This is a genomic window from Streptomyces sp. NPDC046712, from assembly GCF_040645695.1.
Taxonomy (GTDB): domain Bacteria; phylum Actinomycetota; class Actinomycetes; order Streptomycetales; family Streptomycetaceae; genus Streptomyces.
The window spans coordinates 25,909-46,324 of record NZ_JBEYYW010000040.1 but is presented as its reverse complement, the minus strand read 5'-3'; the positions used below and the strand labels follow the sequence as shown (position 1 = coordinate 46,324).

At 70.9% G+C, this 20,416-nt stretch carries 10 protein-coding genes; 4 read left to right on the top strand and 6 right to left on the bottom strand.

Going from position 1 to position 20,416, the window contains the following annotated elements; all coding sequences use genetic code 11:
* Positions 1–41: 41 nt before the first annotated feature.
* From ABZ939_RS34230 to ABZ939_RS34220, 3 genes are all read right to left on the bottom strand, one after another.
* Positions 42–611 (bottom strand): hypothetical protein, encoded by a 570-nt coding sequence (locus ABZ939_RS34230; RefSeq protein ID WP_361864044.1) that lies wholly within the window; start codon positions 609–611, stop codon positions 42–44.
* Positions 608–1,528 (bottom strand): hypothetical protein, encoded by a 921-nt coding sequence (locus tag ABZ939_RS34225; protein WP_361864043.1) that lies wholly within the window; start codon positions 1,526–1,528, stop codon positions 608–610. Before ABZ939_RS34225 ends, ABZ939_RS34230 begins: the two co-directional genes overlap by 4 nt.
* Before the next feature lie 138 nt (positions 1,529–1,666).
* On the bottom strand, positions 1,667–2,713 hold the full coding sequence (locus ABZ939_RS34220; protein WP_361864041.1) for an acyl-CoA desaturase: 1,047 nt from the start codon (positions 2,711–2,713) through the stop codon (positions 1,667–1,669).
* Between the two features lie 164 nt (positions 2,714–2,877).
* Between ABZ939_RS34220 and ABZ939_RS34215 the strand changes: the two genes are divergently transcribed.
* Positions 2,878–3,723, top strand: a complete 846-nt coding sequence (locus ABZ939_RS34215) for a mycofactocin-coupled SDR family oxidoreductase (protein WP_361864039.1) — start codon at positions 2,878–2,880, stop codon at positions 3,721–3,723.
* Here ABZ939_RS34215 and ABZ939_RS34210 read toward each other — a convergent pair.
* Together ABZ939_RS34210 and ABZ939_RS34205 are read right to left on the bottom strand one after the other, a co-directional pair.
* Entirely contained in the window at positions 3,707–4,426 is a 720-nt protein-coding gene (locus tag ABZ939_RS34210) for a 4'-phosphopantetheinyl transferase superfamily protein (RefSeq protein WP_361864037.1), read from the bottom strand. The two genes, ABZ939_RS34215 and ABZ939_RS34210, sit on opposite strands and share 17 nt — an antisense overlap.
* Entirely contained in the window at positions 4,423–5,220 is a 798-nt protein-coding gene (locus ABZ939_RS34205; protein ID WP_361864035.1) for a metallophosphoesterase, read from the bottom strand. Before ABZ939_RS34205 ends, ABZ939_RS34210 begins: the two co-directional genes overlap by 4 nt.
* Before the next feature lie 368 nt (positions 5,221–5,588).
* Between ABZ939_RS34205 and ABZ939_RS34200 the strand changes: the two genes are divergently transcribed.
* Positions 5,589–8,441 carry an AAA family ATPase gene (locus ABZ939_RS34200; RefSeq protein ID WP_361864033.1) on the top strand — a complete coding sequence of 951 codons (2,853 nt, stop codon included), beginning with the start codon at positions 5,589–5,591 and terminating at the stop codon, positions 8,439–8,441.
* A gap of 110 nt (positions 8,442–8,551) precedes the next feature.
* Here the strand turns inward: ABZ939_RS34200 and ABZ939_RS34195 are convergent, their stop codons facing one another.
* Positions 8,552–9,319 (bottom strand): alpha/beta fold hydrolase, encoded by a 768-nt coding sequence (locus ABZ939_RS34195; protein WP_361864031.1) that lies wholly within the window; start codon positions 9,317–9,319, stop codon positions 8,552–8,554.
* A gap of 347 nt (positions 9,320–9,666) precedes the next feature.
* Here ABZ939_RS34195 and ABZ939_RS34190 point away from each other — a divergent pair, with 347 nt between their 5' ends.
* Together ABZ939_RS34190 and ABZ939_RS34185 are read left to right on the top strand one after the other, a co-directional pair.
* Positions 9,667–15,270 carry a type I polyketide synthase gene (locus tag ABZ939_RS34190; protein ID WP_361864029.1) on the top strand — a complete coding sequence of 1,868 codons (5,604 nt, stop codon included), beginning with the start codon at positions 9,667–9,669 and terminating at the stop codon, positions 15,268–15,270.
* A gap of 141 nt (positions 15,271–15,411) precedes the next feature.
* Positions 15,412–20,379, top strand: a complete 4,968-nt coding sequence (locus tag ABZ939_RS34185) for a type I polyketide synthase (protein WP_361864028.1) — start codon at positions 15,412–15,414, stop codon at positions 20,377–20,379.
* Positions 20,380–20,416 lie beyond the last annotated feature (37 nt).

The following is a 20,416-nucleotide window of genomic DNA, read 5'->3' as shown; positions in this document are numbered from 1 at the left end:
CGGGAGCAGGGCCGCCCGGCGCTCCGGACGGCGCGGTCCCGTCATGCGTCCGCCCCGCCCTGATCGAGCCACTCGGCGAACGCGTCGAGGTCGGGCAGGATCAGCGTGGAGCAGGCCAGCACGGCGAGGTTCTGGCGCATGGCGGTGATGGATACGACGGTTCGTCCCGCGCGGTGTGCGGAGAGCAGTTCGGCGGCCGTCCCCATGCTGGGTTCGTGACCCGGCAGCCAGGCCACGCAGACGTCGCTGCGGGCGGCGAGCAGGGTGAGCCGGTGGAACATGTCGGTGAGCTCGACGAGTTCGGGAGCGAGGTCCCGCCGGCGTACGACGGGTGAGCCCGCGAGCGCCGCGTGGGCGGCCCGGACGTCGGCGGGGTGTTCGGCCTCCCACCGCGCCATGAGGACGCCCGGGTCGTGGATGACGGCCCGGGGCATGCGGTCGAGGATGCACGAGCGCAGTGCGAGCCGGTACGACTGGTCGAGCACGGCGGATCCGGACCGCGATCCCTGCATCGTTCCCGCGAGGAAGAACGACCTGGCGGTCCGGCCGGGCGTCGGCCGGGCGAGCGCGGGCGGCGTGGCGGCCTCCGGCAGATCGCGGGTGCTGGTCATTCGTCCTCCACCGGGTAGTCGGCGAGCACGAGTGAGGCCGGTGCGGCGGCCCGGTGCAGCGCCGCCGCCTCCAGGAGGAACCCGACCAGCTCCTCGTACGGAACTCCCATGGCGTCGGCGACCAGTTCGGCGGTGCGGCCGAACGAGGACGAGGCGTGACGCGAGACGGCACCCTGGTTGTCCTTGCCGATCAGCAGTGCGGCGTCGGCGCGTACGCCGGTGGGCCGGCCGGCCATGGGCAGGATCACCTCGGCTATCTGTCGCTCACCGGGGTGGACCACGCGGACGGAGACGCTGTGCTGTTCCGGGTGGAGCAGCAGCGGCCGGACCCGGTCAGCGGGTGGAGGCACCTCGGTCAGCCTCGTGCCGGGCCGCAGGGTGAAGGACCGGCTCAGTACGTTGTGGCCCCTGCGCGGGCTGTAGCGCAGATAGTCCAGTCGCACGGAGTCGTCCGCCAGGCGCCAGGTGGCGCGGACGCGGCTCGGCGCGGGGGAGCCGTCGGCTCGCACCCGGAAGGGGTAGGCGTCCACCGTCTGTCGTACGACGCCGTCCTCGGCGGCCGCGCGGTCCAGACGCAGGGGGGTGCGGTGGAGCAGGTACGGGTCGAGCAGAGCCAGACCGTCGGCGTCGGGGAACAGGGCGGCGACATGCCTGCCGTCCGCCGGGTACTCCACCGCCGCGCCCGTCCGTGCCGCCACCAGGCGGCCCGCCTCGAAGGATTGCCAGGCGCAGGACGCTCCGTACGACCGGGGGACCGCACGGCCACCGAAGTACTCGTGCAGCTGGGTGGCGCTGTTGTAGGGGTAGCTCGGGAGGAGCTCGTCGAGCACCTCCGAAAGTGCCGTGGCACGGCCCTCGCCGTTCGGTGCGCGCAGGGCGTGCGGTTCGTCGGTGCTGGTGTGCACGACCGTGTTCATGTCCGGCCTCCTGACCGCCGGCGGCACGCGCCCTGTGCCGCGCCCGGCCTGTCGTACGGGAAGGGAACCGGCCCGGTGCCGCCATCACACGGGGGAATGAGCGGCGGGTCACCGGGCCGGGGTCTGGGATCCGCGTCGTCAGTCGTTCCGGCGAATGGGCTCGCCGACGGACCGCATATGACGCAGCGTTTCACGATGGAACGCGACAAGTCCCGTCTGGTGGTAAGGGATGCCGAGTTCGGCGCAGTACCGCTCGGTGATGATCTGTGCTTTGGGCAGAGCCTGCGTCGGCATGCTCGGGAACAGGTGGTGCTCGATCTGGTAGTTGAGGCCACCCATGAGAACGTCGACGAATGGGCCGCCCTTCACGTTCCGCGACGTCAGTACCTGGCGGCGCAGGAAATCGAGGTCGTCCTCGTTCGTGAGCATCGCCATCCCCTTGTGATTGGGGGCGAAGACACAGCCCAGATACATTCCGAAGAGTGCCTGGTGCAGGACGACGAAGGCGATCGCCTTTCCCACGGGGAGTACGGCGAAGACTCCCCCGAAGTAGAGGGCGAAATGCCCGACGAGCAGCACACCTTCGAGGACGGGCCGCTTGGTCGTGGGCCGGCCCAGCGCACGGAAGCTGTTGACGCTGAGGTTCCACCCTTCCAGGGTGAGCAGCGGGAAGAACAGCCTGGACTGGTGCTTCCCGATGAACCGGGGCAGCCCCTTGGCGGCCCTGGCCTGCCGCTTCGACCAGACCAGGATGTCGGGGGCGACGTCCGGGTCCTTCTCCTCGTGGTTCGGGTTGGCATGGTGCCGGTTGTGCTTGTTCATCCACCAGCCGTAGCTCATTCCGAGCAGCAGATTGGCCACGAAAAGACCCCAGATCTCACTGGGGCGGCGCTTGGAGAACACCTGCTTGTGCGCCAGATCATGGGCGAGCAGAGCTATCTGACCGAACACCACGGCCATGGCGGCGGCCAGCAAAAGCTGCAGCCAGGTGTCGCCCAGAGCGACGAGGCAGAATCCGCCGGCACCGATGGCCACACCGACCAGCGTGAACCGCACGGTGTACGAGAGGGGCCGCCGTCGCAGAAGTCCCGCGTCCGTCATCATCCGGGACAGCACCGCGAAGTCGCTTCCCGTCGATCGGACGGGGAGAACACGAGGCGGCGAGACCGTGGCTTCGATCGTCATGGCTTCGAGTCTGCGCACCGGAAAGCCACCTGTGATCCCGTGAGCGCCCCTATTCGGAAGACGGCCGACCCCACTGTCCGCGCGGTCGCCGAATAGGGGTTGGGAGGCTCCTCCGTCCCCACCTAGGCTCACGGCGCCCGAAGACCACAACCGGAGGAGTTCCCATGGGGCGCGTGCAGGACAAGGTCATCGCGATCACCGGAGCCGCGCGGGGCCAGGGGCGCAGTCACGCCGTCCACCTCGCGGAGGAGGGCGCCGACATCATCGCCGTCGACCTGTGCGCCGACGTGCCCGTCACCGGCTACGCCGGTCCGACGCCGGAGGACCTGGAGGAGACCTTACGGCTCGTGGAGAAAACCGGCCGGCGCGCCTTCGGCCGGCAGGCCGACGTGCGCGATCGGGGCGCACTCCGCGCCGCGTTGGCCGATGGGGTGGCGGAACTCGGCCGACTGGACGCGGTCGTCGCCAACGCGGGCATCATCGCGATCGGAGCCGACCGGCCCGTGGACGCCTTCACGGCCACGGTGGACATCGATCTGTCCGGGGCGATCAACACGGTGCACGCGGGGCTGACGCACCTCGGGCCCGGCGGCTCCGTCGTCGTGATCGGTTCGGTGGCGGCGCTCATGCCGGGACACGGCGAGAACCCCGGGGGGCCGGGCATGGCCGGCTACATGTTCGCCAAGCGCTGTCTCGTCGACTACGTGAACACCCTCGCGGTGGAGCTCGGACCGTCGGGCCGGCGGATCAACGCGGTGCACTCGGCACTCGTCGGCACCCCGATGATCCTGAACGAACGCATGCACAAGGTGTTCCGTCCGGACCTGGACGCCCCCGGTCTGGACGACGCACTGCCCGCGTACGACCGGCTCACCGCCCTTCCGGTGACGCACCTCGAGCCGTCCGACATCTCCCACGCGGTGCTCTACCTGGTCTCCGACGAGTCCCGCTATGTCACGGGCCTTCAGCTCAGGGTCGACGGCGGCCAGATCGTCAAGGCAGGTCTGTGACGGCGCGCCCGGAGCCGAGCCCCGCGGGCGTGTCCGTCATGGACTCGCCCGCGGGACCGAGGGCGATGGCGGTGAGGCCGAGTCCGCCGCCGACGAGCCACCGGCCGGCGAGGACGGGCACGCGCCGCCCCGCCACCACGGGCCCGGGGACGAGCAGGCGCGCCATGAACCGGCCGTCGGGGAGAAGCGTGATGTCGGCCTCGTCGAAGTCCAGCCACTCCCGGGTCAGCGGAAACCACACCTTGTAGACGGACTCCTTGGCGCTGAACAGCAGCCGGTCCCAATGGATTCCGGGATGCGCGCTGCCGAGCCGGGCCAGCCGGTCACGTTCCGCAGGCAGCGCCACGGTCTCCAGCACCCCCTGAGGCAGCGGCTTGTGCGGCTCGGCGTCGATGCCGAGTCCGGCCAGCGCCGTGGCGTGGGCGAGTACCGCGCCGCGGTAGCCGGTGCAGTGGGTCATGCTGCCGACCAGGCCGGCCGGCCACCGCGGCTCGCCCTTGGGGCCGGGGAGGATCGGCGCGGCGGGCAGCCCGAGTTCGGCCAGGGCGAGCCGGGCGCAGCGGCGGACCGTGTGGAAGGAGTCGCGGCGCTCGGCCACGGACCGGGCCACCACCGCCTCCTCCTCGGGGTACGGCGTGACCGCGTCGGCATCGTCGAACCGCTCGGCGCAGGCCACGGCGGCCGGCAGGAGCTCGTCGATCACTTCTGCTCCCAGTCCGGGAAGATCTCCCGCGGAATCGTGCGTACGATCCCCCGGGCGCGCCACTCGCGGGGGTACCCGAGGGAGACCTCCTCGAACCGGACGCCGTCGTGCCAGGTGGTGCGGGGGATGTGCAGATGGCCGTAGACGACGGCGGCGGTCGGGAACCGCAGGTGCCAGTCCGCCGTCAGCTCCGTTCCGCACCACTGGGCGAATTCCGGGTATCGAAGAACCCGCGTGGGGCCGCTGACGAGCGGATAGTGGTTCACCAGCACGAGGCGCGTTCCGGAATCGACCTCCGCGAGCCTTTTCTCGGTGATCTCGACCCGGCTGCGGCACCATTCGGCCATTCCCGCATGCGGGGTGGGGTGAAGCATGTACTCGTCCGTGCACACCACCCCCGAAGCGTGGGCGCGCGCGAGCGACTCCGCCACCGTCAACGACGTATCCGGCCGAAAACTGTAGTCGTAATGCACAAAGAGCGGCGCGATCGTCAGGCGCTCCTCGGGGCCCTCCCAGACCGGATACGGATCCTCCGGCGTCACGACACCCAGGCCGCGCATGAGCTCCACGAGATGCAGATACCGCTCCTCGCCCCGCAGTTGAACCGGGTCGTGCGGCACCGTCCACAATTCGTGGTTTCCGGGAGCCCACACCACGGTGGAGAATCGGCCGGCGAGCAACCTCATGGTGGTCTCGATGTCCGTGCTGATCTCGCCGACGTCTCCCGCGACCAGGAGCCAGTCCTGGTCGGAGGACGGACGAATGGTCGAGACGATGTCTCTGTTGTCCGCCATGCCTGCATGAAGATCGCTGACAGCAAGGAGCTTGGGAATGGGCACGACGTCTCGTCCTCACATACGGAAGGTGAGGAATTTCTACGGCAGGGCCGCCCCCTACCGGTACCCCTAGGCCCCCCTGTCCCGCGTGGACAGTCTTCGAGCCAACGTCAACCGGCCTGGACCACATGTGATTCAAGTCACGGCGCCCGACCTTGTCGGGGTGTAGAAAGTTGAAGGAGCGCGACGGGGGCGCGGACCTCCGGCGATCGCTCGCGGAAGTGAATGCAGTGGGGCGCTCATCTAGATGCGTGAACGTGTGACGGGGCATCAGTCTGACCGATTTCAGCCCCGAGCGGGAGCGCATCTTTTGCTTTGGGGGAAATTTGTTTTTAGCTGAACGCAGTGGCTGCCTGCATGCCCTGGACGAACTTCTGGCCGAATGTTCTCGGGGCAGCGGAAGCGTGGCGCTGGTCAGTGGAGGACTGGCCAGTGGGAAGACGGAGCTGCTCAACTACTTCGCGGACCAGGCCGCGGAGCGGGGTGCGATCGTCCTGAGGGCGACCGGCTCCAAGACCGAACAGGCCCTGCCGATGGGAGCGATGAGCCAGCTCTTCCAGGACGCCACGCTGCCCGCCGAACTGGTGGAGCGCGCCGGGACGCTGATCGCCTCGGCCGCGCAATCCCTGAACGGCGACGAACCCATGGAGGAGATCGGCCCTCACAACGCCCAGGGGGCGCGGGACCTGTGCGCGCTGATCCTCGAACTGGCCGCCGACCGCCCGGTGGTCATCGGAATCGACGACGTCCACTTCGTTGACAACGCTTCCCTCCACACCCTCCTCTACCTCCAGCGCCGCATACGCTCCGCCCGGATCCTGCTCGTCCTCAACGAATGGTCGCGGCCCAGGATGGCCAGGCCCTTCTTCCACGCCGAGATCACCCGACAGCCCCACCACCGCATCCGGCTCGATCCGCTCTCCCGCGCCGGCGTGCACGAACTGATCGCCCACGCCCTGGGCGAGCGGGCGGCCGCCCGCCTCGCCAGCTCCGCCTACGCACTGACCGGCGGCAATCCCATGCTGGTCAACGCGCTCATCGAGGACTGCGAGAGGCGCACGGACCAGGACGCCTCCGACGGACCCGGCCAGATCGTCCCGGGAGCCTTCTTCGACCAGGCCGTCCACAGCGTCCTGCACCGATGGGAGCCCGCGCTCCTCGAAGTGGCCCAGGGGCAGGCCGTCCTGGGCGAGCACGCCTCACCCGCACTCATCGCCCGGCTGCTCGGAGTGATGCCGGAACGGGCGGCGGAGATGCAGGACATCCTCGGCACCGCCGGGCTGCTCGGCCCGTCGAGCTTCCCGGAACCCGTGGCCGCCGCTGTGCTCGGCAGCCTCGACGCCGAGGAACGCTCCCAACTCCACTCCATGTGCGCGGAGCTGCTGCACAAGCTGGGATCCAGCACCGCCGAGATCGCCGTACACCTGCTCGCCGCCGACCGGGCGGTCGGCCGGTGGGCCATGGAGGTCCTCAGGGACGCCGCCGCACAGGCGCTGGCCGGCAACGATGCCGAGCACGCGGCAGCCTGCCTCGAACTGGCCCTGGAAGCCTGTACCAACGACACCGAACGCCTCGCGATCACCGCGATGCTGGCCCGCGCGGCCTGGCGCGTGAACCCGGCGGCGATCATTCCGCACCTCGACACACTCCGCGGCGCGGTCCGCGCCGGAAGCCTCAACGGACGCGATGTCATCAACGTGATCCGCTACCTGCTCTGGCAGGGCGACTTCGACGGCGCCGCCGAGATCATGAACGACCCGAACGCGATGGGCGATCTGGACGACGCCCAGCACGCGGCCGAACTCAGCCTCATCTTCCTGGCGATGTGCGGCCCGTCGCACACGCTTCCGCGCCGTGCCTCGCCCGTCACGGCAGGGGCTCCCGAGATCGGCGGTCCCTTCGGCAACCCCTGGTCACGCGCCACCGCCACCCTCACCGACGTCCTGCAGCGGGAGTCCCCCGAAGCGGCCGTCGTGAGCGCCGAGTACATCCTGCAGAGCTGTCGGCTCAGCGACACCACCCTGGAGATCACCGCCTTCGCCCTGCTCGCGCTCCAGTTCTCCGGCCGGCCCGATCTCGCCGCGATGTGGTGCGACGGACTGATCGAAGAAGCCGTACGCCGCAGAGCCAACACCTGGCAAGCCGTACTCGGCAGCGTCCGGGCGGAGATCGCACTCCGACAGGGCGACCTCGCCATCGCCGAGGCCAAGGCCGAGGCGGCGTTCAGCCGGCTCCAGCCCAAGGGATGGGGAGTCCTGATCGGACTTCCCATCTCCACTCTGGTCATGGTCCACACCGCGCTCAACCGCCACGACCGCGCCGCCGAGCTGCTCACCCTCCTCGTCCCCGACGCCATGTTCGACACCTCCTTCGGCCTGCTCTACCTCCGCGCCCGCGGGCACCACCATCTCGCGGTCGACCGTGCCCTGGCCGCGCTCAGCGACTTCCAGGCGTGCGGGGAGAAACTGCGCCACTGGAACGCCGACGTCCCCACCCTCATGCCCTGGCGCAGCGACCTCGCCGAGGTCTACCTCAAGCTGTCACGACCCGAGGTGACCAGGGAACTGGTGGAGCGGCAGCTGGAATTACCCGGGGCGCAGAACAGTGTCGTCCGCGGCATCTCTCTGCGCGTCAAGGCGGCGGCCGGGGAGCTCAGCCAACGGCCCCGGCTGTTGAAGAAGGCCGTCGAACTCCTTCAGGACTCCGGCAACCGGCTGGAACTCGTCCGCGCACTGGCCGACCTGAGCTCCGCCTACCAGAGCCTCGGCGACTTCGCCCGTGCCCGCACCAGCGGCCGGCGCGCCGTGCAGGAGGCCAAACTCTGCTACGCCGACGCCGTACCGGCACAGCTCCTGCGGGGACTCCCCGGTGAGGTGGTCGTCGCGGAGCGGGAGAAGAAGGAGGAACCGGCCCCCGCCAAGGGGGACACCTCCATGGCACTGAGCGACGCGGAGCGCCGGGTCGCGACGCTGGCCGCCGTCGGCCACACCAACAGAGAGATAGGAAACAAGCTCTACATCACCGTGAGCACGGTGGAACAGCATCTGACCCGGATCTACCGAAAGCTCCAGGTCAGCCGCCGCGACGAACTCCTCGAAGGACTTCAGCTGCGGCGCGAACCCGAAGAACTGCTCGACGGCCGGGACAGCGGGGGGCTGACCGCCGAGCACGAGCTGTAGAGAGCGAGACCGTAAGGAACCGGGAGCGGGGGAGCCGGGATATCCGGGGGAACGAGCGGTGGGGGCCGGGGGCCGGGGGCGTACGTCAGCCCCCGGCCCCCGGCCCTGCTTCAGGGCCTCGCCACCCGGGCGCGCGCGCAGTCGGCGAGCAGCCGATTGACCTCCGCCGCGTGCGGAGCGAGGAAGAAGTGACCGCCGTCGAACACCTTCAGTTCGAAACTCCCCGAGGTGTGATCGCCCCAGGAACGAGCCTCGTCCACGGTCACCTTCGGATCTTTGTCGCCGACCAGCGCGTACACCGGACAGGACACATCGGGTCCCGGCCGGTACCGGTACGTCTCCGCCGCCCGGTAGTCGCTGCGGATCGCCGGCAGGATCATCCGTAACAGCTCCTCGTCCCCGAGCACGCCCGGTTCCGTCCCGCTGAGCTCCTTCAACTCGCGTACCAGACCCTCGTCGTCGCGCCGGTGCACGAACTCGTCACGGTGCCGCGACGGCGCCCGACGGCCGGAGGCGACCAACGCCGCGGGGACGACACCCTCCCGCTCCAGCCGGCGACCCACCTCGAACGCCAGCGAGGCGCCCATGCTGTGGCCGAAGAGAACCAGCGGCCGATCAGCCCACGGACGCAACTCACCGACCAACAGGTCGGCCACGTCGTGGAGATCACCGATCCCCGCCTCGTGGCGCCGGTCCTGACGCCCCGGATACTGCAGGGTGATCACGTCCACGTCCGGCGCCAAGGCCCGCGACACCGGGAAGTAGAACGACGCGGAACCTCCCGCGTGCGGGAAGCAGACCAGCCGCACAGGGGCGTCGGCGGATGGGTGGAACCTGCGGATCCACGGACTGCTCGCCCCTCCCGTTACCTCTCCCACGACTTCCGTCTCCTTCCGCTGAACCCGGGTGTTCTGTGTTGTCGCGAAGTGAATATCCTGCGAGGATCAACTCGACTGCGCTTCCGGCGCAGGTTATTGGGGCGCCACTGCGCTGGGCAAGACATTCTCGAATCGACAGTGGTAGCCCCCGAGTCCGAAGGCTCCGGGACCCCCTTCAATAGGGGCGCATAGGGGCGGGCTAGGGGTGGGCGGACGCCGCTGACCTGCGTAGCGTACGAGCATATGCGCCGCAGGTGGGTTTAACGACGTGTCTCGAATCCGGCGCCACAGGCGAAATACCGTTCCACAATTCTGAATTCCTGCCCGGATCAGTGAGGAGACGTTGGGTGGAAAACGAGGAGAAGCTTCTCGACTATCTGAAGCGGGCGACAGCCGATCTTCGTGAAGCTCGACGACGTCTGCGAGATGCCGAGCGCAGGGAGAACGAGCCGATCGCGATCGTCGGCATGAGCTGCCGCTTCCCCGGCGACGTCACGTCGCCGAACGACCTCTGGGCGCTGGTCTCCCAGGGCCGTGAGGGAGTCACCGACTTCCCCCGGAACCGTGGTTGGGACGTCCAGGGCCTCTACGACCCCGAGCCCGGCAAGCCCGGTCACACCTACGCCAAGGCCGGCGGGTTCCTGCACGACGCGGCGGACTTCGACGCCGAGTTCTTCAGCATGGGGCCGCGGGAGGCGTTGGCGACGGACCCCCAGCAGCGGCTGTTGCTGGAGGCGTCGTGGGAGGCGATCGAGCGGGCGGGTATCGACCCGTCGTCGTTGAAGGGTTCGCAGACCGGTGTCTTCGCCGGCGTCATGTACCACGACTACGCGTCGCGACTGCCTGCGATCCCCGACGAACTCCAGGGCTACATCGGCAACGGCAACACCGGCAGTGTGGTGTCGGGCCGTGTGGCGTACGCCCTGGGACTTGAGGGCCCGGCCGTGTCGGTGGACACGGCGTGCTCGTCGTCGCTTGTGGCACTGCACTGGGCCATCCAGGCCCTGCGTCGGGGCGAGTGCACTCTCGCCCTGGCAGGTGGCGTGACCGTCATGCCGACCGCCGAGACCTTCGTCGAGTTCAGCCAGCAGCGTGGTCTGGCGGCGGACGGGCGTATCAAGGCGTTCGCGGAGGCTGCGGACGGTACGGCGTGGGGCGAGGGTGTGGGGGTGCTACTGGTCGAGCGGCTCTCCGACGCTCAGCGCAACGGCCACCAGGTTCTGGCGGTGGTGCGGGGTTCGGCGGTGAATCAGGACGGTGCGAGCAATGGTCTGACGGCGCCGAACGGTCCGTCGCAGCAGCGGGTGATCCGAGCTGCGCTGGCGAATGCGGGTCTGTCTGCTTCGGACGTCGATGCTGTCGAGGCGCATGGGACTGGTACGACGCTGGGTGACCCGATCGAGGCGCAGGCGCTCCTTGCGACGTACGGTCAGGAGCGGCTGGAGGGGCGGCCGTTGTGGCTGGGCTCGGTGAAGTCGAACCTGGGTCACACGCAGGCTGCGGCTGGTGTCGCGGGGATCATCAAGATGGTTCAGGCGATGCGGCACGGGGTCCTTCCCAAGACGCTCCACGTTGACGAGCCTTCCTCGCACGTGGACTGGTCGGCGGGCGAGGTCGAGTTGCTGACGGAGTCGCGTGCGTGGGAGTCGGCCGATGGGGCTCCGCGTCGTGCGGGTGTGTCGTCGTTCGGTATCAGCGGCACGAACGCTCACGTGATCCTCGAGGAAGCGCCAGCCGTCGAGGCGGGTACGTCCGAGACTGGTACTGGCTGGCCGTCGGGTGTTCCGGTGCCGTGGGTGGTGTCGGGACGTACGGCCGAGGCGCTGCGCGCGCAAGCCCAGCGGCTGCACCGCCTCGCTGTCGATTCCGACCGCTCGCCGGTCGACATCGGCTTCTCGCTGGCCTCCTCGCGCGCCGTCCTCGATCGCCGTGTCGCACTCTTCGGCGCCAACCGCACCGAGCTCCTGGTGGCTCTGGAGGCGCTGATCGCCGACGAGTCCGGCGAGCGCGGAGACGCCGTGTCCGAGGGTAAGTCGGCGTTCTTGTTCACGGGGCAGGGGTCGCAGCGGGTGGGGATGGCGGCGGGTCTTGCCGTGGCGTTCCCGGTGTTTGCGGCGGCTTTGGACGAGGTGTGTGGGCTGCTGGACGCGCAAGGTGTGTTCGAGCGTCCGCTGCGTGAGGTGATTGCGGGGGAGGGCGCTGAGGGTCTGCTGAACCAGACCGTCTATACCCAGTCGGCGTTGTTCGCCGTCGAAGTGGCGCTGTTCCGTCTGGTGGAGTCCCTTGGTGTCCGGCCTGACTATCTCGCGGGTCACTCGGTCGGTGAGATCGCCGCCGCGCACGTGGCCGGGGTGTTCTCCCTCGAAGACGCTTGTCGGATGGTGGTTGCACGCGGCCGTCTCATGCAGGCTCTGCCTGCCGGCGGTGTGATGGTCGCGGTGCGGGCGAGCGAGGCGGATGTGCTGCCACTGCTCGCAGGTCGTGAGGCCGAGGTGGGCATTGCCGCTGTCAACGGGCCGTCGTCGGTGGTGATCTCCGGCGCCAAGCCGGCGGTGGACAAGGTGGTTGAGGTCCTGGTGGAGCGGGGGATTGCCGCGATTCCGTTGTCGGTGTCGCATGCGTTCCACTCGCCGTTGATGGATCCGATGCTGGAGGAGTTCGGGCAGGTCGTGCGGGGCCTGTCGTTCTCCGAGCCCCGTCTCGCGATCGTGTCGAACGTAACCGGCCAGCTTGCTCAGGCGGCGGATCTGACCAATCCCGAGTACTGGGTCCGGCATGTCCGTCAGCCGGTTCGTTTCGCGGACGGCATCCGCGCCCTCGAATCCGCCGGTGTCACCACGTATCTCGAACTCGGCCCCGACGGTGTCCTGTCGGCGATGGCCCAGGCCTGCCTCGACAAGCCCGAGAACGCGCTCCTCACCCCGGTCCTTCGCCGTGACCGCGACGAGCCCACCACCTTCCTCGCCGCCCTGGGCGCGGTCTTCGAAGCGGGTGTCGACGTCGACTGGGCCGGCCTGTTCACGGGTACCGGCGCTCAGCGCGTCGACCTGCCCACGTACGCCTTCCAGCGCGAGCACTACTGGCTCGACGCGGGCCCCGCGGCGATCGGCGACGCGACGGCGCACGGTCTGACTGCGACCCCCCACCCGCTGCTCAGCGCCGTGCTGGACTTCCCCGACTCCGACGGGCTGGTGCTGACCGGCAGGCTCGGTCTGGACACACACCCCTGGCTCGGAGACCACGCGGTGTTCGGCACCGTGATCCTTCCCGGCTCCGCCTTCGTGGAGATGGCGATCCAGGCGACCGAACAGGCCGGCCGCACGGTGGTCGAGGAACTCACCATCGGTGCGCCGCTGGTGATACCCCCGACCGGTGGCGTGCGCGTCAAGGTGGTCGTCGGCGCCTCCGACGAGGTGGGCAAGCAGTCGCTGACCGTCTACTCCCAGGCCGTGGACGGCGATGTCACGGCGCCGTGGGCGCGTCACGCCGAGGGCGTCGTCGGCGACGAGGCCGAGGAGGGGGAGCCGTACGACCTCACGGTCTGGCCGCCGGAGGGCGCCGAGGAGGTGTCCATCGGCGATGCGTACGAAGGGCTCGTCGGCCGTGGTTACGGCTACGGTCCCGTGTTCCAGGGGCTGCGGCGGGCCTGGCTGCGCAACGACCGCGAGATGTTCGCCGAGGTGTCGCTGCCCGCGCAGGCCCGAGGCGACGGTGAGGCGTGCGGGCTGCACCCGGCGCTGCTCGACTCCGCCTTCCACGCCTCGCTGTTCGTGGAACCGGGTGGGCCGAGCGTGCCGCGTCTGCCGTTCTCCTGGCACGGGATCAGGCTGTACGCCGCCGGTGCCACGACCGTCCGCGTGCGCTGCGACTCGAACGGCCCCGACACGGCGCAGGTCGACATCGCCGACGCGACCGGCGCCCCGGTCGTCTCGGTGCACCACCTGGTGGCGCCGCCGATCTCGGACGACCAGCTGCGGCTCGCCGGGTCCGAGAGCACGGACAACCTGTTCCGGCCGACCTGGCAGGAGGCGCCGGCCTATCCGTCGGCGCCCGAGGAGGGCGCCCGCCGGTGGGCGATCGCCGGTTCGGCCGGTGCCTCGTGGGAGGCCGTCGCCCGCCGGACGCTCGACGCCTATGAGGACGTCGCCACCCTCGCGGCCGCCGTCGACGACGGCGCGGCCGTCCCGGACATCGTGCTGCTGCCGTGCCCGCCCGCCGGTTCGGTGGACGGCGCGGACGTGCCGACGGAGCTTCGCGCCGTGGCCGGGCGGATGCTGGCCGAGGTCCGGGCGTGGCTCGCCGACGAGCGGTTCGCCTCCTCGCGCCTGGTCGTGGTGACATCGGGAGCGGTGAGCACCGCCGCCGGTGCTGCCGCGGACGGAGCGGTCGACCTCGTGACAGGGCCCCTGTGGGGCCTCGTGCGGTCGGTGCAGGCGGAGAACCCGGACAGGCTGTCCCTGATCGACTGGGACGGCGGCCGCGGGACGTCGTCGGCGCTCCGCTCCGCCGTACTGTCCGGTGAACCCGAGTCGGCGGTGCGTGGGGGCGTGGTGCTGCTGCCGCGCCTGGTGCGAACCCCCGCGCCGGTGGAGGGCGCGGACCAGGAGGTCTTCCGCCCCGACGGCACGGTGCTCGTCACCGGGGGTACGGGCGGACTCGGAGCCCTCGTCGCCCGCCATGTGGTGGAGCGGCACGGTGTACGGCACCTGCTGCTCGTCAGCCGGCGCGGACCGGACGCCCCGGGCGCGGAGGAGCTGCGCAAGGCGCTCGTTGCGGCGGGCGCCGAGACGGTCGCCATCCAGGCCTGCGACGTGTCCGACCGTGACGCCCTGGCCGCCCTGCTCGACGCCGGCGAGGCAGGCGGCAGGCGTCCTCCGCTGACCGGCGTGATCCACACGGCGGGCATCGCGGACAACGGCGTCGTCGAGACGCAGACGCCGGAGCGCCTCGACGGCGTGCTGCGGCCGAAGGCCGACGCCGCCTGGCATCTGCACGAGCTGACCCGGGACATGGACCTGAGCGCCTTCGTCCTGTTCTCCTCCTCGGCCGGGCTGCTGGTCGGCGGTGGTCAGGCCACCTACGCGACGGCGAACGTGTTCCTGGACGCGCTGGCAGCCCACCGGCGCGCCGCGGGGCTGCCGGCCGTGTCACTCGCCTGGGGCCTCTGGGCGTCCACCGACGGTATGGCCGGACAGATGGGAGCCGCTGATCTGCAGCGGATGCACCGGCTGGGCATGCCGCCCCTGGAGACCGAGGAGGCGCTGCGGCTCTTCGACGTGGCGGTCGGCTTCGACGAGGCGGTTCTGGTGCCGATCCGACTGGACCTCGCCGCCCTTGCGAACCGCACGGACGACCTGCCGGCCGTCCTGCGCGGCATGGGCCGGGCCCGTACCAGGCGTCCTACCCGTAAGGCGGCCGTGACGGCAGCCCCCAGCAGGGGGCTCGCCGAGCGCCTCGGCGGCCTCTCGGAGGCCGAGCGTGCCCGGCAGCTCCACACCATCGTCCGCGAGCACGTGGCCGGCGTGCTGGGCCATGCCTCCGGCGACGCGGTCGCCCCCGACCGCGCGTTCAAGGACATGGGCTTCGACTCCCTGGCCGCCGTGGAGCTGCGCAACCTGCTGAACAAGGCGACAGGACTGCGCCTGCCGACGACCCTGGTCTTCGACTTCCCGTCGCCCGCCGCGCTCGTCGACCACCTGGTCACCGAACTGGCACCCGTCGACGCGGCCCCCAGGTCCCTGGAGGCGCAGCTCGAACTTCTGGAGGCGACGCTGGCCCAGGCCGGCCCGGAGGACGACCACGCCGCTGTCACGGCTCGTCTGAAGGGGCTGCTGCGCCGGTTGACGGAGCACCAGGCCGGTTCGGGCGGGCAGGTGTCGGCGCAGCAGTTCGACGAGGCGACGGACGACGAGCTGTTCGACTTCCTCGACAACGAACTCGGTATCTCCTGACCGTCCGAGCGCCCGACGGGTGTTCACGCGGTGGCCGGTCGCACTCGGCCACCGCGTGAAACCCACGCCCCCTCCCACGGCTCCCCCCGCATGCCCCACCACCGTTCGCCCCTCCCGACCCTTGAGAAGGCTGAGACATCGATGGCGCACGACGACAAGCTCCGCGAATACCTCAGGCGGGCGACGACCGACCTTCAGGACACCCGCCGCAGGCTGCGGGAGGCCGAGGACGCCCAGCACGAACCCATAGCGATCATCGGCATGAGCGGGCGCTACCCCGGGGGCGTCACCTCCCCCGAGGACCTGTGGCGGCTGGTGTCCGACGGCGTCGACGTGGTGTCGGACTTCCCCACCGACCGGGGCTGGAACACCGACGCGGTGTACGACCCCGAGCCCGGCAAGCCCGGCCACACCTACGTCCGCCGGGGCGGATTCCTGCACGACGCCGCCGAGTTCGACGCCGACTTCTTCGGTATCAGCCCGCGCGAGGCCCCGGAGACCGACCCGCAGCAGCGACTGCTCCTCGAAGTGTCCTGGGAGGCCCTCGAAAGGGCGGGCATCGACCCCACCGCGCTCAAGGGCAGCAGAACGGGCGTCTTCGCCGGTCTGATGCACCACGACTACCCGCGCAGCACCACCGCGGGCAGCATCGTCTCCGGCATCGTCTCCTACACGTTCGGCCTCGAAGGGCCCGCCGTGACCACGGACACGGCGTGCTCGTCCTCCCTGGTGGCGCTGCACCTGGCCTGCCAGTCCCTGCGGGCCGGCGACTCCACCCTCGCCCTCGCCGGCGGCGTGTGCGTCATGGCGACACCCCAGCTGTTCATCGAGTTCAGCCGGCAGCGGGCCCTTTCACCGGACGGCCGCTGCCGGTCCTTCGCCGCCGACGCCGACGGCGCGGGCTGGTCGGAGGGCGCCGGGATGCTCGTCCTGGAACGTCTCTCGGACGCGCGCCGCAACGGACACCCCGTGCTGGCCGTCGTACGCGGCTCGGCCGTGAACCAGGACGGCGCGAGCAACGGTCTGATGGCGCCCAACGGGCCCGCGCAACAGCGGGTCATCCGGGCCGCGCTGCGGAACGCGGGCCTGGCCGCCACGGACATCGACGCCGTCGAGGCCCACGGCACCGGCACCACCCTCGGCGACCCCATCGAGGCCCAGGCGATCCTCGCCACGTACGGGCAGGACCGTCCCGACGACCGACCGCTGTGGCTCGGCTCGATCAAGTCGAACATGGGGCATCCGCAGGCCGCGGCCGGAGTCGCGGGCGTGATGAAGATGATCCTCGCGCTGCAGCACGAGACCCTGCCGCGCACCCTGCACGCCGAGCGGCCGACTCCGCACGTCGACTGGTCGGCGGGGCGGGTGAAACTGCTCACCGACGAAGTGCCCTGGCCCGGTGGAGAACGTCCGCGACGCTTCGGCGTCTCCTCGTTCGGCATCAGCGGCACGAACGCCCATGCCGTCATCGAGGAGGCTCCCGCCCACGTCGTCGACGACGCGACCACGGCCCCGGACGAGCAGGACTCCTCGCAGACGACCTCGGCTGCGGTGCCGGTCGCCTGGCCGCTGTCCGCGCGCGACGAAACGGCCCTGCGGACCCGGGCCGCGCAGCTGCACACCCACGTGCTCGACAGGCCCGGACTCGTCCCCGCCGACGTGGCCCACTCCCTCGCCACCACCCGCTCGCTCTTCGAGCACCGAGCCGTGGCCGTCGGCAACGACCGGACGGAACTCCTCGCCGCCCTCGAGCACATCGCCAAGGGGCAGGGCCTGGCCCAGGGCACCGGCGAGCACCCGGCGGGGCCGGTGCGGACGGGCGGCAGGACCGCCTTCCTCTTCACCGGTCAGGGCGCCCAGCGCCCCGGCATGGGATCGGAGACGTACACCGCCCACCCCGTCTTCCGCGACGCCTTCGACGAGGTGTGCGCCGCGCTGGACGGCAGGCTGCCCCGGCCGCTGCGCGACGTGGTGTTCGCCGCCGAGGGATCGGACGAGGCGGCGCTGCTCGACCGTACGGTCTTCACCCAGGCCGCGCTCTTCGCCACCGAGGTCGCCCTCTACCGCCTCGTCGAGTCGCTCGGCGTACGCCCCGACGTGCTCATCGGCCACTCGGTCGGCGAGATCGCCGCCGCCCACATCGCAGGCGTGCTGTCCCTGCCCGACGCGGCGGAACTGGTCGCCGCACGCGGCCGGCTGATGGAGGCCCTGCCCGAGGGCGGCGCCATGACTGCTGTACGCGCCTCCGAACAGGAAGTGGTGCCCCTGCTCGACGGCCTGGAGGAGCGGCTCGGCATCGCCGCGGTCAACGGCGAAGCGTCCGTCGTCCTCTCGGGAGACGAGGACGCCGTCGCCGAGGTCGTGGGCCGTCTCGCCGAACGCGGCGTCGACACCCGGCAGTTGCGGGTCAGCCACGCCTTCCACTCGCCCCGCATGGACGACATGCTCGACGCCTTCGCAGACGTCCTCGCCGGCCTCACGTTCGACGAGCCCGCCATCCCGGTGATCTCCAACGTGACGGGCCGGCTCGCCGAGGGCGACGACCTGCGCACTCCCGACTACTGGGTGCGGCACGTCCGCGGCACGGTCCGCTTCCACGACGGCGTGCGAGCGCTCCGAGCCGAGGGCGTCACCACCTGCCTGGAAATCGGCCCCGGCGCCACCCTCACCGCCATGGCGGGCGAGACCCTCGACGACGACGCCCTGTGCCCTCCGCTGCTCCGGCCCGGCACTCCCGAACCGGAGACGGTCATGGCGGCCCTCGTCGCGCTCCACGAGCACGGCGTCGACGTGGACTGGGCGGCCTACGCCGGAACCGGGCGCCGCCACGTCGACCTGCCCACCTACCCTTTCCAGCGGCACCGCTACTGGGCCGACCCGGAGACCGACCCCACCGGGATCCCGGCGAAGTCCGGTGCGGCGGACGGCGCCTTCTGGACCGCCGTCGAGGGGCGCAACCTCGACGGGCTCGCCCACCTCCTCGACGCCGACGACGACGGCCGCGCGTCGCTGGAGACCCTCCTCCCGCTGCTCTCCGACTGGCACCGGCAGAGCGTCGACCAGGCCGTCGTCGACGGCTGGCGCTACCGGATCGCCTGGCGTCCGCACCCCGGTGGACACGAGGGCACCCTCGACGGCACCTGGCTGCTCGCGGTGCCCGCAGACGGTGTGACCGAGGCGTGGGCCGACGGGGTCGAGCGGACTCTCACCGAGCGCGGCGCCACCGTCGTCCGCCTGCGAGCCACCGAACACGACTCCGACCGCGCGCAGATGACCGACCACCTGACCCACGCCCTCGCCGGCGCCGCACCCCTGACAGGCGTGGTCTCCCTGCTCGGCCAGGACGAAGCCCCGGACACCGCCGCGCACGCCGCGCCACGCGGGCTGACCACCACGGTGGCGCTCGTCCAGGCCCTCGCGGACCTGGACGTGTCCGCACCGGTGTGGAGCGTGACGCGCGGAGCCGTGGCAGCGGGCCGGTCCGAGACCCTGCCCCATCCCGTACAGGCCCAGATCTGGGGCCTGGGACGAGTCGTCGCCCTGGAGAACCCGGGACTGTGGGGCGGCCTCGTCGACCTCCCCGCCGCGGACACCGCTGCCGACACGCAGGCCGCGGCGGAGGAACGACCCGACGACAGGCTCCTCGAGCGGCTCGCCGACGTCCTCGCCGAGCCCGCCGGTGAGGACCAGCTCGCCGTACGGTTCGCCGGGACCTTCGTACGCCGTCTCGAGCGCGCCACCGGCGCCACCAGCCCGCCCCGCGGCACCTGGCAGCCCACCGGCACGGTCCTGGTGACCGGCGGCACCGGAGCCGTGGGCACCCTGGTCGCCCGCTGGCTGGCCCGAGCGGGCGCCGAACACCTCCTGCTCACCAGCAGGCGCGGGGAACAGGCCCCCGGCGCCCTCGAACTCAAGCAGGAACTTACCGCGCTCGGTGCGCGCGTCACCATCGCCGCCTGCGACGCCGCCGACCGGGACGCCCTCGCGGCCCTGCTGAAGGAACTGCCCGCCGACGCCCCGCTGACCGCCGTCATGCACGCGGCCGGAGTGCTCGACGACGCCACCGTCGGCTCCCTCACCCCCGAGCGCATCGCGGGCGTACTGCGTCCCAAGGCCGATGCCGCCCGCAACCTCCACGAGCTCACCCAGGACCTGGACCTGACCGCCTTCGTGTCGTTCTCCTCGATCGCCGGTCTGCTCGGCGGCGCGGGACAGTCCGCCTACGCCGCGGCGAACGCGTACCTCGACGCCCTCGCCGACCACCGCAGGGCCCGGGGCCTGCCCGCCGCCTCCGTCGCATGGGGCCCCTGGGGCGGTGGCGGCATGGCGGCCCAGGACGACGTCCAGGAACGCGCCTGGTGGCGCGGCCTGACAGAACTCGACCCCGACCTCGCCGTGGCCGCCCTGCACGAGATCCTGGAGCGGGGCGAGACCGGCATCGGCGTCGTCGACGCCGACTGGTCCGAACTGGCGCCGGCGTTCACCGCGGGCCGGCCGAGCCCGCTCATCCACCAGCTGCCCGAGGTCGCGGACGCGCTGAGCACCCGGAGCCTCCACACATCGACGGCGACGGGTGCGGCCGACGCCACCGCCCTCGGCGAACGGCTGGCGTCCCTGACCGCGGAAGAGCAGCGCACGACCCTCCTGGACCTCGTACGCGGCCAGGTGGCGACCGTCCTCGGGCACGAGGAACCGGGCGCCGTGCAGCCGGGCCGCGCCTTCAAGGAGATGGGATTCGACTCCCTGACCGCCGTGGACTTCCGCAACCGCATGAACGCAGCCACCGGCCTCAAACTCCCGGCGACCCTGCTCTTCGACTACGCCAACCCCGCCACCCTGGCCGAGCACCTGCACGGCGAGATCGCACCGGCGGAAGCGGGCTCGGCCGCGGGCGTGGCCGCCGAACTCGACCGCATGGAGGCCGTCGTCGCCTCCATGGCCCCGGAAGAGATCGAGCGAACCAAGGTCGTCCCCCGTCTGCAGGCCCTCCTGGCCCGCCTCAACGAGGCGCACGGCCCGCAGCAGGGCGCCGCGGTCGCCGACCAGCTGAAGGCCGCATCGGCCGACGAACTGTTCGACTTCATCGACAAAGAACTAGGGATCTCCTGACCGGGTTCCTGGAATCTTTATCAACAGAATTGGTGAG